This is a genomic window from Streptomyces sp. CT34, from assembly GCF_000805335.1.
GTDB lineage: Bacteria > Actinomycetota > Actinomycetes > Streptomycetales > Streptomycetaceae > Streptomyces.
The window spans coordinates 3,373,039-3,387,961 of sequence record NZ_KN708638.1; the positions used below are offsets into that span (position 1 = coordinate 3,373,039).

Annotated in this window: 11 protein-coding genes and 1 pseudogene; 4 read left to right on the forward strand and 8 right to left on the reverse strand. The window is 71.7% G+C overall.

Annotation, left to right across the window (positions count from 1 at the left end):
- Positions 1-280 precede the first annotated feature (280 nt).
- A complete protein-coding gene (locus RZ84_RS14650) occupies positions 281-1,465 on the reverse strand; it encodes a serine hydrolase domain-containing protein (RefSeq protein ID WP_043264702.1) in 1,185 nt (394 codons plus the stop codon).
- Positions 1,466-1,964: 499 nt separating this feature from the next.
- On the opposite strand from RZ84_RS14650, the gene RZ84_RS14655 reads away from it, so the two are divergent.
- Positions 1,965-5,348: a S41 family peptidase gene (locus RZ84_RS14655; RefSeq protein WP_043269900.1), complete on the forward strand. Its 3,384-nt coding sequence runs from the start codon at positions 1,965-1,967 to the stop codon at positions 5,346-5,348.
- A 213-nt stretch (positions 5,349-5,561) separates the two neighbouring features.
- Here RZ84_RS14655 and RZ84_RS14660 read toward each other — a convergent pair whose 3' ends face one another.
- From RZ84_RS14660 to RZ84_RS14675, 4 genes are all read right to left on the reverse strand, one after another.
- Positions 5,562-5,759, reverse strand: a complete 198-nt coding sequence (locus RZ84_RS14660) for a hypothetical protein (protein ID WP_043264703.1) — start codon at positions 5,757-5,759, stop codon at positions 5,562-5,564.
- 136 nt (positions 5,760-5,895) lie between these two features.
- Entirely contained in the window at positions 5,896-6,777 is an 882-nt protein-coding gene (locus RZ84_RS14665) for an SDR family oxidoreductase (protein WP_043264704.1), read from the reverse strand.
- On the reverse strand, positions 6,774-7,811 hold the full coding sequence (locus RZ84_RS14670; protein WP_043264705.1) for an alpha/beta fold hydrolase: 1,038 nt from the start codon (positions 7,809-7,811) through the stop codon (positions 6,774-6,776). Before RZ84_RS14670 ends, RZ84_RS14665 begins: the two co-directional genes overlap by 4 nt.
- Positions 7,808-9,340, reverse strand: coding sequence for a flavin-containing monooxygenase (locus RZ84_RS14675; RefSeq protein WP_043264706.1), 1,533 nt, complete (start codon positions 9,338-9,340; stop codon positions 7,808-7,810). The genes RZ84_RS14670 and RZ84_RS14675 overlap by 4 nt, the downstream gene beginning before the upstream one ends.
- A gap of 289 nt (positions 9,341-9,629) precedes the next feature.
- Here RZ84_RS14675 and RZ84_RS14680 point away from each other — a divergent pair, with 289 nt between their 5' ends.
- Entirely contained in the window at positions 9,630-10,391 is a 762-nt protein-coding gene (locus RZ84_RS14680; protein WP_078893760.1) for a MerR family transcriptional regulator, read from the forward strand.
- Positions 10,392-11,289: 898 nt separating this feature from the next.
- Here RZ84_RS14680 and RZ84_RS14685 read toward each other — a convergent pair.
- The gene (locus RZ84_RS14685; RefSeq protein ID WP_043264707.1) at positions 11,290-12,087 is read right to left on the reverse strand and encodes an exodeoxyribonuclease III; all 798 of its coding nucleotides are present in this window, start codon (positions 12,085-12,087) and stop codon (positions 11,290-11,292) included.
- 167 nt (positions 12,088-12,254) lie between these two features.
- A complete protein-coding gene (locus tag RZ84_RS38910) occupies positions 12,255-12,629 on the reverse strand; it encodes a hypothetical protein (RefSeq protein WP_157878812.1) in 375 nt (124 codons plus the stop codon).
- Positions 12,630-12,691: 62 nt separating this feature from the next.
- On the opposite strand from RZ84_RS38910, the gene RZ84_RS14690 reads away from it, so the two are divergent.
- On the forward strand, positions 12,692-13,111 hold the full coding sequence (locus RZ84_RS14690) for a hypothetical protein (protein WP_198539989.1): 420 nt from the start codon (positions 12,692-12,694) through the stop codon (positions 13,109-13,111).
- Between the two features lie 308 nt (positions 13,112-13,419).
- Here RZ84_RS14690 and RZ84_RS14695 read toward each other — a convergent pair whose 3' ends face one another.
- Positions 13,420-13,929: a hypothetical protein gene (locus tag RZ84_RS14695; protein WP_043264708.1), complete on the reverse strand. Its 510-nt coding sequence runs from the start codon at positions 13,927-13,929 to the stop codon at positions 13,420-13,422.
- A 606-nt stretch (positions 13,930-14,535) separates the two neighbouring features.
- Here RZ84_RS14695 and RZ84_RS40110 point away from each other — a divergent pair.
- Positions 14,536-14,923 (forward strand): annotated as a pseudogene (locus tag RZ84_RS40110) (hypothetical protein); the annotation flags it as partial.

A 14,923-nucleotide genomic window follows, 5' to 3' on the forward strand; every position in this document is an offset into this window, starting at 1 on the left:
GAACCGGCCCCCACGCCCCCCCGGGGCCCCGCCCCACACCCCCCTCCCGCCGAAGGCGGAACACACCGCACCCCGCACGCCGGGAAAGCCGACAACGCGGGAAGCCGGCAAAGCGCAGCGAAACGGCAACCCGCCCCGGAGCCCCCGGCGCCGGCACCCACGACCACCCGGGCCCCCGCCCCACACACCCCTCCCGCCGAAGGCGGAAAACACCGCTCCCCGCACGGCGGGAAAGCCGACAACGTGGGAAGCCAGCCAAGCGCAGCGAAAGGCTCCGGCGTCAGCCGGTAGCGGCCAAGGCCCTGACGAGCGCCTGCGCACGCGGGTCGGCCGTCACGTTGCGCTGCATGCCGTTGGTGACGTAGCCGAAGGCGACCCCGGTTTCCGGGTCGGCGAAGGCCAGGGCGCCGCCGCGGCCGGGGTGGCCGAAGGAGCCGGGGCCGAGGAGGGGGGACGCCGGGCCGTGCAGCATGAAGCCCAGTCCGAAGCGGGTGTTGACCAGCAGGGTGCGGTCGGGGCCGGCGGACTCCTCGGTGCGGGCGAGGGTGAGGGTCGCGGGGGCGAAGAGGCGCGGGTGGCCGTCGACGGGGCCGATGAGCGCGGCGTAGGCGCGGGCGAGCGCGGGGGCGGTGGCGATACCGGCGGAGGCGGGGAGTTCGGCGGCCCGGTAGGCGGGGGCGTTCTCGTCGGGGGCCGGGGAGATCGCGCCGAAGGCGCGGCTGGTGAGGGAGGCGGGGTCGGCGTACGCGTCGGCGACCGCCTGCTTGGGCCGTACCCGGAGTCCGGCCGCCGCGGGGCGGGCCGGCGGCTCGACGGGGGCGAGCCGGCCGACCCGGTCCCGGGCCGCCTCCGGAAGCCCGATCCACAGGTCGAGGCCGAGCGGCCCGGATATCTCCTCGGCGACCCACTCGCCGAGGGTGCGCCCGGTGACCCGCAGGACCAGTTCGCCGATCAGCCAGCTGTAGGTCTGGGCGTGGTAACCGTGGTCGGTGCCGGGCGTCCAGGCCGGGGCCTGGGCGGCGACCGCGGCCGGGCCGCTGTGGCCGTCGATGGCCTGGGCGGGGGTGAGCGGGGTGTCCAGGACGGGCAGCCCGGCCCGGTGCGAGAGGAGGTGGCGGACCAGCACGCGGTCCTTGCCGGCGGCCTTGAACTCGGGCCAGTACGTGCCGACCGGCGCGTCCAGGTCGAGCTGGCCGCGCTGGTGGAGCAGGAGCGGGACGGTGGCGGCGATGCCCTTGGTGGCGGACCGGACGATCTGGGCGGTGCCGGGCTCCCAGGGGGCGGCGGTGGCGTCGCCGGGTTCGGCGTCGCCGTCCCTGGTGCCGGCCCAGAGGTCCACGACCCGGCGGCCGTCGCGGTAGACGGCCACCGCGGCGCCCCGCTCGCCGTGCCGGGCGAAGTTGGCCGCGAAAGCGTCCCGGACCGGCTCGAAGCCGTCCTCGACCGTGCCCTGGACGTCCACCACTGACTCCCGCTTCCCACTCATCCGTCGCTTCGGTGACCCATCAATGGTGCAACGCCGGGATCCATGCTCATGACCAGGGGGATGACCAGAGTCCGGGGCCGTGGCGTTCGTCACGTCCGGGCCGCGACCGGCGGCCCTCGCCGGCGGACGGCCCGCCGCCGTATCGCCTTTGGCTTCTGCGGACGCCTTCCGCACGCTCCGGCCACGACCGGCCGCGAAGCACCTCGGGGGTTCCGTTCGGGGGCGGGCCCTCACGCGCGGCGGTACGCGTGGCTGCCGTGCGCGGCGGTGCGCGTCGCTGCCGTGCGCGGCGGGCCGCGGCCGACCGCCCTCGTCCCGCGGACGGGACCCGCCGTCGGGGGACCGGTCCGTACGTTCATGCCAAGTTGCCGCCCGCCTCCGGCGCCGAAACCATGGGGGCGTGACCGATGCACCCGCGGCCACCGGGCCGTCGTCGCCGCTGCCGGAGACCGGCACGCCGCGCGGTCGGCTGCGCCGCATGCCGGCCGGGCCCGGTCGCCCGCCCGGCTCGTATCTGCGGTTCCCGCATCTCCACGGTGACCTGCTGTGCTTCGCCGCCGAGGACGATCTGTGGCTGGCGCCGATCGCGCCACCGGGCGAGGAGCCGGGCCGGGCCTGGCGGCTGACGGTCGACCGGACCCGGCTCGGCCCGCCGCGCTTCTCCCCCGACGGGCGGCAGATCGCCTTCACCACCTGGCGCAGCCTCGACCCGGAGATCCATCTCGCGCCGGTGGACGGCGGTCCGGCCCGGCGGCTGACGTACTGGGGCAGCACGGACGCCCGGGTCTGCGGCTGGACCCCGCCCGACCACGAGGGCCAGGCGCAGGTACTGGCGGTCTCCTCGCACGGGCAGCCGTTCTCGCACTTCTCCTGGGCGTACAGCGTGCCCATCGACGGCAACCCCGGCGGGCAGCTGCCCTGGGGGCCGGTCTCGGACATCGCGGTGGCGGACGTCGGCGGGGAGCGCCGCACGCTGCTGCTCAGCGGCAAACCGCCGCACGAGCCGGCCTCCTGGAAGCGCTACCGGGGCGGCGCGATGGGCCGGATGTGGCTGCACGGCACCCGGCTGATGCCGGATCTGTACGGGCACCTGGACTCGGTGATGTTCGTCGGCGGCCGGATCGCGTTCCTGTCCGACCACGAGGGCATCGGGAACGTCTACTCCTGCCTGCCGGACAGCACCGATCTGCGCCGGCACTCCGACCACGCCGACTTCTACGCCCGGCACGCCGCGACCGACGGCTCCCGCATCGTCTACCAGTGCGCCGGCGACATCTGGCTGATCGACGACCTCGGCCCGGACGCGGTGCCGCGCCGGCTCCCGGTCCGCCTCGCCGGCCCGCGGGCCGGCCGCCGCCCGTACCAGATCCCGGCCGCCTCCCACGTCACCTCGCTCGCCGTGGACGCCACCGGCCGGGCCAGCGCCGTCGGCGTGCGCGGCAGCCTGTACTGGCTCACCCACCGCGACGGCCCGGCCCGGACGATCCACGACACCCCCGGCGTACGGGTGCGGCTGCCCGAGATGCTGGGCGCCACCGGCCGGATCGCGTATGTGACGGACGCGGAGGGCGACGACGCCATCGAGATCGCCAATCTGCCGCGGGCCAGCGGGCCGGGCGCACCGCGCCGGCTGGCGGCCGGGCGGCTGGGCCGGGTGCACGAGCTGGTCTCGGCGCCGGACGGTGAGCGGCTGGCGGTGGCGGCGCACGACGGCCGGCTGCTGCTGGTGGACGCGGCGGAGCCGGAGGAAGGGGAGAAGTCTCCGGACGAGGGTGCCGCGGAGGACGAGGGCGCACAGGCGGCGACGGGCACCGGCTCCGGTCCGGGGGCCGACCCCGTCACCGAGCTGACCCGGTCCCGCAACGGGCCGGTCCGTGACCTCGCGTTCTCCCCCGACTCCCGCTGGCTGACCTGGTCGCACCCCGGTATCGGCCGGTCGCTGCGGAAGATCAAGATGGCCCGGCTGTCCGACGGGCACATCGTGGAGGTCACCAACGGCCGCTTCGAGGACGAGCAGCCGGTGTTCACCCGGGACGGCCGCTATCTGGCGTTCCTGTCCTGGCGCGGCTTCGACCCGGTCTACGACGTGCACACCGGCGACCTCTCCTTCCCGCTGGGCTGCCGCCCCTACCTCGTACCGCTGTCGTCGGCGACCCCGTCCCCGTTCGCGCTGTCCCCGGAGGGGCGGCCCGCGGCGGGCGGGCTGGATCCGGACGAGACGCCTCCGCCGGCCGGTGAGGGCCCGGTGCTGGTGGAGGTGGAGGGGCTGGCCAACAGGGTCACGCCGTTCCCGGTCTCGGCGTCCAAGTACTCGTCCCTGGAGCCGGTCGGCGGCGGCGGGCTGGTCTGGCTGCGCTGGCCGATCTCCGGTGCGCTGGGCGAGACCTTCGCCAACCCCTCCGACACCTCGGGCCGCCCCACCCTGGAGCACTTCGACCTGACCAAGGCGCGGCGCACCGAACTCACCAGCTCCCTGGACGGGTTCGCGCTCAGCGGCGACGGGACCCGGCTGGTCGTCAACGACGCGGGCGAGCTGCGCGCGGTGCCGGCGACCGAGCCGCCGGACAGCGATTCGACGGTCTATCTGGACCTGCGGCGGATCCTGCACGACGTCGATCCCGGGGCGGAGTGGCGGCAGGCGTTCGAGGAGGCGGGCCGGATCGTCCGGGCGTACTTCTGGGACCCGAACCTGTCCGGTATCGACTGGGAGGACGTCCTGGCGCAGTACCGGCCGCTGCTCGAACGGGTCGCCACCCCGGAGGAGTTCGCCGATCTGCTGCGCGAGGTGCTGGGCGAGCTGGGCACCTCGCACGCCTATGTCACCGGCGCCCGGCGCAACGAGGGCCCGCCGCACTACCAGCGCGCGATGGGCCTGCTGGGCACCAACTTCGTGCGCCGGAACGGGCAGTGGGTGGTCAAGCGGATTCTGCCGGGTGAGTCCTCGGACTCCAAGGCCCGGTCGCCGCTGGCCGGTACGGGCATCCGCCAGGGCAGCGCGCTGACCCATGTCGACGGCCGCCCGGTGGACCCGCTGACCGGCCCGTATCCGCTGCTGGCCGCGGCCGGCGGCACGACCGTGGAGCTGACCTTCACCCCGCCCGACGGCACCGGCAACGGCCATGCCCGCCGGGTCGCCGTCGTCCCGCTGATCGACGAACGGCCGCTGCGCTACCAGGACTGGGTGGCCAAACGCCGGGCCGTGGTAAGGGAGTTGAGCGGCGGCCGGTGCGGCTATCTGCACATCCCCGACATGGGCGGCTCCGGCTGGGCGCAGTTCAACCGCGATCTGCGGATGGAGGTCTCATTGCCCGCGCTGATCGTGGACGTGCGGGGCAACGCCGGCGGCAACATCTCCGAGCTGGTCATCGAGAAGCTGACCCGCACCATCATGGGCTGGGACCTGACCCGCGACGCCGAGCCGGTGTCGTACACCAGCAACGCCCCGCGCGGTCCGGTCGTCGCGGTCGCCGACGAGATGACCTCGTCCGACGGCGACATGATCACCGCGGCCTTCAAGCTCCAGGGCATCGGACCGGTGGTCGGGATGCGCACCTGGGGCGGGGTGGTCGGCATGACCGGGCGGCACCGGCTCGGCGACGGCACCACCATCACCGTCCCGATGAACGCGGCGTGGTTCCACCTCTACGGCTGGGGCGTGGAGAACCACGGCGTCGAGGTGGACATCGAGGCGATGCGCTCCCCGCTGCACTGGGCCGAGGGCCGACACCCGCAGCTCGGCGTCGCGGTCCGCACCGCCCTGGAACTGCTGGAGCGCCATCCCGCGGCGACCGCGCCGGGCCTCTCGGACGTCCCCGACCGGCGGCGGCCCGCCCTGCCGCCGCGCACCGGCGACGGCAACTGATCCGCGAACTCATCTGCAACTCATCCGCGCGGGGCAGTCTGCAACTCATCCGCGCGGCACGGGCGTTGGGGTGACGAGACACGCCGGGGGCGCGACGAGACACGACGTCGGGAAGGGCGCACCCGGTGACCGGATGCGCCCTTCCGTGAGGACGAACGACCCTCGTTCAGGACGTACGGCGTCCGCCAGGCGCGGGCGCCGCACGTCAGCGCGTCAGCTCTCGAAGCGGTCCTCGACGTCGTCCACCATCTGCCGGCCGCGCTCGCGGGACTGCTGCCCGCGCTCCTGACCCTGCTGGCGGTCGCGGTCCTGGCCCTGCTGCCGGCCGCGCTCCTGACCCTGCTGGGCCCGCCGCTTGGCCTCGTCCTTGAGTTGCTGCGCCTTGTCCTTGAACTGGTCTTCGATGCCCATGCTGTTACTCCTGTGGGGGTGTCGGGAATCGGGCTCGATAAGCGTGACACGAACGGACATCCGTCGCATTTCGATCACAATCGGGCACGTTCCGTGACCCCGCCCAGGTCGGGCGGCGGGCACCCGGGCCACCCGATCATCCCTGCGTCCGGGCCTTCTCGTCCGCCTCCCCGCCCGCGCCGACCAGCCCGACCCGCAGCCCGTCGAGCCGGTCCCCGAAGCGCCGCACCTCGCGCTGGCCCACCGTCCCGATGGCCGCCGGCAGACAGCCGCGCACCGACTGCATCCCGCGCAGCCACCACTGCCCGTAGACATGCGCGGCACGGCGCTCGATCCCGGTCACGATCCGGTCCACCGCCGGGCCCAGTGGATAGGTCTTGTTGGACGGCCAGGGCAGCCGGGCGCGCAGTTCGCGCATCACGTCGTCCCGGTCGGCGCCGCGCACCATGTCGGTGTCGGTCCAGCTCAGATAGCCGACCCCGACCCGTACGCCCTTGTGGCCGACCTCGGCCCGCAGGCAGTGCGCGAACGCCTCCACCCCGGACTTGGACGCACAGTACGCGCTCAGCATGGGCGCCGGGGTGATCGCGGCCAGCGAGGCGATCTGGAGGAAGTACCCGCGGGACTCCATCAGCACCGGCAGGAACGCCCGCCCGGTCACCGCGCTGCCGACGAGGTTGACCTCGATGACCCGCCGCCAGGCCACCGGATCGGAGTCGACGAACGGACCGCCGGTCGCCACCCCGGCGTTGGCCACCACCACATCGACCTTCCCGAAGCGCGCCTTGACCTCGCCGGCGACCCGGGACAGCGCCTCGTGGTCGGTGACATCGGCGTACCAGTGGTGGGCCGGCCCGTGCAACGAGGCAGCGACCGCGCGCAGTTCGTCCGGCTCCAGCCCGACCAGCGCCAGCGTCGCCCCGCGCGCCGACAGCTTGCGCGCCAGCAGCGCCCCGACCCCGCGCGCCGCGCCGGTGACGACGACGACCTGCCCGTCCAACTTCCCGCTCCCGTTCACGCCGCGCTCTCCCTCTTCCGCTGCCCGTCCCGCTGCTTGTGCCGTGTGTGCTGTTCGCCCTGCTTCTGCTGCTGCTCGCCCTGTGGGGCGGGGTCGTTGCCGGTCGCACCGCGCCCGTCGGGGCCGGCGGCCAGGTGGTCGCGTATCAGCTCCCGCAGCCGGCCGGCGACCGCGTCCGGGTCCTCTATGGGCGTCATGTGGCCCAGCCCCGGCAGCTCGGTCAGCCCCGCGCACTCGGGGAGCACGGAGGCCAGCCGGCGGGCGTGCACGACCGGGGTGAGCCGGTCCGCGGTACCCACGAGGACGGCGGTCGGCACCTCCAACCGGCTGACTCCGCGGGTGAGTTCGAGCCCGTGGAGCACCTTGCCCCAGCGGGCCCGTATACCGGGCGGGCAGTCGTGCACGATGCGGGCGCACGCCTCGACCTGCTCGGCGCTCGACCCCGCGCCCATCGTGGCGTACCGCAGGGCCCACTTGGCCACCGGCGACACCGGCCCGAGCGGGGCCCGCGAGCCCAGCATCAGCCGGTGCGCCCGGCGGCGGCCGGCCGGCGTGGGCAGCGGGAACACCCGGGATTCGGCGGCCAGATCGGCGCTGCCGGTGCTGCACAGCAGGACCGCGGCGGCCCGCGCGCGCAGCTCCGGGCGCTCGGCGGCGGCCATGATCGTCATGCCGCCCATGGAGTGCCCGCCGACGACGGCCCGTTCGCCGTCGTCCAGCGTCTGCTCCAGCACCGCGACCAGATCGTCGGCGAGCCGGCCGGTGCCGTACCCGGCGGGCGGGACGGCCGGGCTGCGCCCGTGCCCCCGCTGGTCGTACACCACCACCTTGTGCTCGGCCGCGAGTTCCCGCACCACCGCCGCCCAGAAGGCGGTCGAGCAGGTCCAGCCGTGCGCCAGCACCACGGCCGGGGCGCCCTCGGGCCCGTGGATCTCGGCGTAGAGGCGGGCGCCGTCGGCGGAGGTGACGGTGCGCGTGGTGCGCGGCACCGGCGGGGCGTAGCGCCCCTGCGTGAGATGCGCCGGCCGCTTCACGCCGCCACCTCCTCGGCCTCAACGGTCCGGCGGCCGGTGTCCGCGGCCGTGCGCGGTGGCCGCAGCACCTCGTACTCGGCCAGGTCCACCCGCCGGGTCGCCCGCCGGAACTCCGCGGTGGTGCCCGGCCACGCCGTGGTGTTCCGCCCGTTCGCGTCCAGGTACCAGCTGTCGCAGCCGCCGGTGTTCCACACGGTGCGCCGCATCCGCTGCTGGATGGTGCGGGTCCACTCCTGTACGGCGGACGGCCGGGCGTCCAGCGCGATACCGCCGCCGAGCACGTCCAGCTGCCGCATGAAGTCGGCGAGGTAGTTCAGCTGCGCCTCGATCATCAGGATCATCGAGCTGTTCCCGAGCCCGGTGTTGGGGCCGATGATGGTCAGGAAGTTGGGGAATCCGGCGGCGCTGCTGCCGCGCAGGGCCGCCATCCCGTCCTTCCACTCCTCGGCGAGCGTGGTGCCGCCCGCGCCCGTCACCCGGTGCGCGATCGGCATGTCCGTGACGTGGAACCCGGTCCCGAAGACGATCGCGTCGACCTCCGCCTCGGTGCCGTCCGCGGCGACCAGGGTGTTCCCGCGGATCTCCCGCAGCCCGGAGGAGACCAGGTCCACGTTGGGCTGCACCAGCGCCGGATACCAGCTGTTGGACAGCAGGATCCGCTTGCAGCCGATGCGGTAGTCGGGCGTGAGCCGGGCCCGCAGCGCCGGGTCCTTGACGGCCCTGCGCATATGGGACCGGGCGATGGTCTCGATCAGCCCCAGCTCGTCGGGCCGCTTGGTGAACGCGCCGACCTGCAACTCCCGGATGCCCCACAGCAGTTGCCGGCGCAGTTCACGGGTCGCCGGCACCTTGGTGTGCAGCCACCGCTCCACCGCGCTGATCCGCCGGTCCGCCCGCGGCATCACCCACGGCGGCGTCCGCTGGAACACCGTCAGCTTCCCGACCCGGGGCTGGATCGCCGGCACGATCTGGATGGCCGACGCCCCGGTCCCCACCATCGCGATCCGCTTGCCGCGCAGGTCGTAGTCGTGGTCCCAGCGCGCGGAGTGGAACACCTTGCCAGTGAAGTCCGCCATCCCCGGCACGTCGGGGATCTGCGGATCGGACAGCGGCCCGGTGGCCGACACCACCACCTCGGCGGTGTACGCCCCCTGCGCCGTGTCGATCTCCCAGCGCAGCCGCCCGCTGTCCCAACGGAGCGCGCGCACCTCCGCGCCGAAGCGGATGTGCGGACGCAGCCCGAAGGTGTCGGTCACCCGCTCCAGGTAGGCCCGGATGTGCCGCTGCCCGCTGAAGTTGCGCGGCCACGCCGGATTGGGCGCGAACGAGAACGAGTACAGATGCGAGGGCACATCGCACGCGCACCCCGGATAGCTGTTGTCCCGCCAGGTGCCGCCCACCGCGTCCGCCCGCTCCAGGACCACGAAGTCGGTGATCCCCTGGCGCCGCAGCCGCACGGCCGCCCCCAGGCCGCCGAACCCGGATCCGATCACCGCCACCCGCACATGCCGCTGCCCGCCTTCGGCCATGCCGCCACCTCCCGAGTACGACGCTCACCACCGCCACCAACCGCGCCAGCAATCACTGGCGCGATGGACACAGGGGGAGCGTAGGGCAGCTCCGTACCGATCGGTAGGGGTGGCGCACCAGAAGTTACCGCCGGTCACATCCGGCCGGTCACATCCCGCCCGGCCGCCCGCACCCTCGGCATAGGCTGGCCCCGTGGCAGACCAGGCGGCGGCTGACGAACCCGAGCACCCCCACCCGGACGCGGCGCACCCGGCGCCCCGGCCGGCCCCCGAGGGGCGCGAATTCCGCATGGCCGAGCTGGCCGCGGAGGCCGGCATCACCGTCCGCACGCTGCGCTTCTACCGCGAGCGCAAGCTCCTCCCGCCGCCCCGCCGCGACGGCCGGATCGCCTGGTACAACGAGCACCACCTCGCGCGCCTGCGCACCATCGGCGCCCTCCTGGAACGCGGCCACACCCTGGGCGGCATCGCCGAGCTGCTCACCGCCTTCGAGACCGGCCGCGACGTCGGCGAACTCCTCGGCCTGCCCAGCCCGTTGCTGCCCGCCTGGTCCGAGGAGACCCCGGTCCGCCTCACCCCGGAGGAGCTGGCCGACCACTTCAGCCAGGACATCACCCCGGAGAACCTGACCGCGTCCCTGTCCATCGGCTACCTGGCCGTGGACGGCGACGAGTTCGTCCACATCAGCCGGCGCCTGCTGGACGCCTCCACCGACCTGGTCGCCCAGGGCATTCCGCTCGCCGCCGTCCTGGAGGCCGGCCGCCAGGTGCGCGCACACGCCGACGCCCTCGCCGACCTCTTCGCCACCCTCATCCGCACCCACGTCCTGGCGACCCCCCAGGACGTCGACCAGGTCGCCGCGACCATCGAGAGCCTGCGTCCCCTCACCAAGGGCGTCCTGGAGGCCGAACTCTCGATGGCCATGGACCGCCGCATCCGCACCGAGGTGCAGAACTGGCTGACCGAGCGGACCCGCAGGAACGCCCCCGACGGCCGCGACGACCGGGACGGCCAGGACGACCGCGACGACCGCGACGACCGGCAGCCCTGACGGCCCCGGACCGCCCGGACCACCACCCCGGGTCGCCCCCCGCCCGCCGCAGCGCACACGACGCACACCCGCATGACGCCCTCGCGTGCGTACGCGCAACGAGCAAGGACCGCCTGATGACCAGGACGCCGCTTCCCTGCCTGTCCGCGGCCGGGTCAACTCTCCGGCATGGAGAATTCGGACGGTTCAGTGCCGCTCAGAACACTCGCGGCCTGGTGCATCGGCCCGGGAGCAGTCAGCGTGCGGGCCGGAACCCGCTGACCCGGCAGGCGGCTGAGGGGTTTCATCGTGTGCCGGACGGTGACAATCGGCTGAAGGGCGCCCGGCCGGCGGGGTGCCGTCCGCCTCCCGGCACCACACGACATGCCCGGTGCCCTTGACGTACCGGGCCGGGACCCAGGCATCCCGGTCACGGAGTCGGAACCAGAACCTGTTGCCGTCGACTTCCTGGGCCTGGACCTTGCAGCGCAGGCCGACCAGAGCGCCGTGCGCAAGGCTGCCGGTAACGGCGGAGTCGGCGCTGGGAGACTGACGTTCGTTCACACCGGTGTGGCTGACGACAGTGCCGTAGGGCTCTGAAGGCGGTGAAGACATCCTGAAGACCGGGGCCTTGGGACCGGCATCCGCGGATGCGGAGAAAGCCGTTCCCGCGCCGGCGGCCAGGATGGCGACGGCCAGAACAGGGGCAGCAACGTATTTTTTGATGGTCACGCTGAGGTAACGGTCAGGCTTGACGGAGGTCACGCAAGGCGGTGGGGGATGAAGGAGGACGAAGAGGGATGAACACGACTCCAGAGGCGGCGTCCAGTCGTCCCCCCAACTCCTCCCACCGGGCCGTCCATGCGAGAACGCCGGTATGCGCGTCTTCGCATGATCCCGCCCAACGTGCCGCCCTCCGCTACAGCTCGTAGACCACCGTCACCGGCGCATGATCGCTCCACCGCTGGTCGTACGCCGCCGCCCGCTCCACGTACGTCTTCACCGCGCGCCCGGCCAGGCCCGGGGTGGCCATGTGGTAGTCGATGCGCCACCCGGCGTCGTTGTCGAAGGCGCGGCCACGGTACGACCACCAGGAATACGGGCCCTCCTGGTCCGGGTGCAGCGCGCGGACCACGTCCACGTAGCCGCCCTCGCCGAGGACGGTGGAGAGCCAGGCCCGCTCCTCCGGCAGGAATCCGGACTTCTTCCCGTTGGCCTTCCAGTTCTTCAGGTCGGCCTCGCGGTGCGCGATGTTCCAGTCGCCGCAGACCACCACCTCGCGCCCGTCCGCCAGCGCCCGCTCGCGCAGCCCGGTCAGGTACGGCAGGAACTCGGCCATGAACCGTTCCTTCTCGTCCTGCCGCTCGGTGCCCACCTCGCCCGACGGCAGATACAGGCTGGCCACCGTCACACCCGGCAGATCGACCTCGGCATAGCGCCCGCTGCCGTCGAATTCCGCCGACCCGAACCCGACCTGCACCCGCTCCGGCTCCCGCCGCGTGTAGAGCGAGACACCGGCCCGCCCCTTGGCGGCGGCCGGGGCGTGCACCGTGTGCCAGCCGGCCGGCTCCCGCACCTCCTCCGGCAGCTGCCCGGTCTCGGCCCGCACCTCCTGAAGGCAGAGCACATCGGCCCCGGTCCCGGCCAGCCACGGCACGAAGCCCTTCTTGGCCGCGGCGCGCAGCCCGTTCACATTCACAGAGGTCACAGTTAGCAAAACACTCTCCGGTCTTTCAGGGAGCACGTACGCTACCCGGCGCATACGTCGCTCTGTTCCACCTCCCAGGGGTCCGGTTCCCATACGGGATGCACGGTCACGGTTACGTTTCCGTCCTGGCGGTCGACGACTACGCGGCGGGCAAGCTGTCGGAGCATGCCGTTCCGCTACCGCGCTTCGAGCGTCCGCCATTCCGCAGCAGTGCCAATGATCAGCTGTTCGTAGTCGCTGCGGTGGGGTGTGCTTTCAACGACAGCCAGCCGTTCCATGGCTGCTGTCGTAGCTTCCTGCTTGCGGCGGATCTTGTCGCGTGCGGCCTCATACTCTCCGGGTTTGTAGTCGTCTGGGTTGGCGGCTCGGTCAACGCGGAGGTTGGTGAGGGCTGTGGACAGCTTGTCTGCCTCTGCTTCGGGCCTCGCGCGGTCACGCGCAGCAGCGGCCCGTTGGTTGCGTGGCGCCGCTTGGTCTTCGGGAGTACTGGGGGCCGCGTCAATTCCGCTGGCCGCTTCTCGCTCAAGCCATTTGAAGACTTCTTCCTCCACCTCATGGCGTGTTGCCCAGACACCTTCGCAGCCCAAAGGGCCAGTGGTCGCACTGGCGCAGCGTGGCCGAGCGCCATTACGTCGCTGTCCGCAAGGATGACTCCTACAGCCTTGCGGCGAGTCGCTACACCCCGTTGCGATGGACCGGGGTGGATGCGCGTTCCGGCGCCTCGATGTGGACGCCGACGAACCCCACCCGTCTCGTCGCCCCCGTCGCAGGGCTTTACACCGCTTACGCGCAACAGACCTGGCCGGGCGGCGCCGAGCAGGCTCGCGTCCTGGTCATCAAGAACGGTGGCGTCCAGGAATGGCACATGTCCTTCGTCGCCCGCTCCAATGGTGGACAGGGGAACGCCGCTGCCCTCCCCGTCGTGCTGAAGGCCGGTGACTATATCGAGGTGAGCCGCTATACGGCAGCCGCGCTGGACAACGTACCGGGACGGTACAGCTATGCCGCGCTGCGGTGGGAGGGCCCGACATGACACCAGCGCCTACCGCGTCCTGCTGTGCGACCTGCGCTGCCCCGGAGCTACGCCAGCACGCCCCGCCTGACGGGGTGCAGCAAATACCGATGACGGGACATCAGCATGCTGGCGCAGCTACCGAGGCGTACTTTCTATCGGCGGGCTCGCCAGATCACGATCGTGCCACCGGCCGTGGTGCATACCAAGTAAAGGCCCAGGATGATGCCCCACATATCACCACGCCAGAATCCGATAGCCGTCATGGCGAGCGCACCGAAGAGCGCGAAGGTGATGAGTACCCGTCCGATATGCATTGTCAGCAGTCCTTAAACGCAGTTGTCGGCGAAGCCCTTGGCCGCCGCCGCCGTTCCGCCAACGAAAGCCCCACCGGCGGCCAGCGACGTTCCTAGGGTCATCGGAGAGGTGACGGCGGCACCAGCAAGGCCAAGCCCACCCGCCACAGCTCCCGCACCGTCCATAATGCAGTCCCAGCCGCCGCTACGTGCGGACACCTGCCCCGGGGCCGTCGGCTGAACCAGGGTGCCTTCGATCGTGGAGCCGTTCACATCGGAAATTGTCTGCGTGACCTGGTCGCCGTTGAGGGTCCAGGTGGCCTTGTGGATGTGCCCGGCTGTGTCCTTGATGTCTTGCCGCGCCATTCCACCGACCACCTGCCCGTTGGCGTCAAGGAAGCGGACGCCGCGGGGGGTGAGGACGGCGTGGTCACCCTTCGGCAGGTTGAGCTTGAACGTGGAGGTAGTAGCGAACTTCGCCACCTGTCCACGGTTGACGAAGACGTTCGCGGGCTGGTCCTGCGAAGCCGGGGCGGCAGCCATGGCGGAGGGAGCAGCAACTCCCAGTGTCGCTGCGAGGGCTATAGCAGAAACAGCGAATTTTGCGCTGCGGTGAGCGAACAAGAAAGTCCTCCCGTTTCAAAACACAGATGTCCGCGGTCATTTACGGACTGGTCACGATCAACACCATCATTTCCGCGAAGCGGGTGTCAACCGAGCAACTAGCAATGGTGAATTTATGTTTCGAGCGCCATATCGCCATGCGTGTCACAGAATTTCCTGCCGAATACATGTTGACCAGCCCAAGGCGGACACGAATGACATATCGACCACTAGGCTTCATCAACTGAGGAACGAGAGTCCTTGGTTCGCGCATGACGCCGCGATCAAGCAGTTCGTTTCGGCAAACAGAGGGTGATCCGCGATCGTCCCCGCCTACCGAGTACTGCTGTGTGACCTGCGCACCGATCAACTGCTCGATGCACTACCGGTGCAACAGCTCACCCACGACGACTGGATCGGTAAGACCGGAAGTTTGTCGGCCACCATCCCCGTACCAAATGCCGTAACTGCGGCGCGAATTCGCGCAGTGGCTGCAACCAGGCCGTACAGCGGTCTGGGTCGAGCGCGGACGCGAAATCTGGTGGGGTGGGTGTCCTATGGACCGCTGAAGTTAAGTCAACTGAACGCGGATTTCTGTCCATCCAAATCCAGGCCGCAACCTGGGACTCCTACCTCGATCACCGACTGCTTTTTGATTCCCAACGTGCCGATGGCGTCGACCAGTTCGACATCGTCCGGAACCTGATCGACTACGTGCAACACGCGCCGGGCGGGGACATCGGCATCGAGTGTGGCCCGCAGACCTCCGGCACGCGGCGCGACCGTTCGTATTCTCGCTATGACCTGCCTACCATCCGGGACCTGATAGCCCAACTCGGCGCGGTTGAGGATGGGTTCGAGTGGCGGATCGCCAGCTACCGCGACCCTGCCTCGGGCCGGCGCGTCAAACGTCTCCAACTCGGCTCCCCCGGCC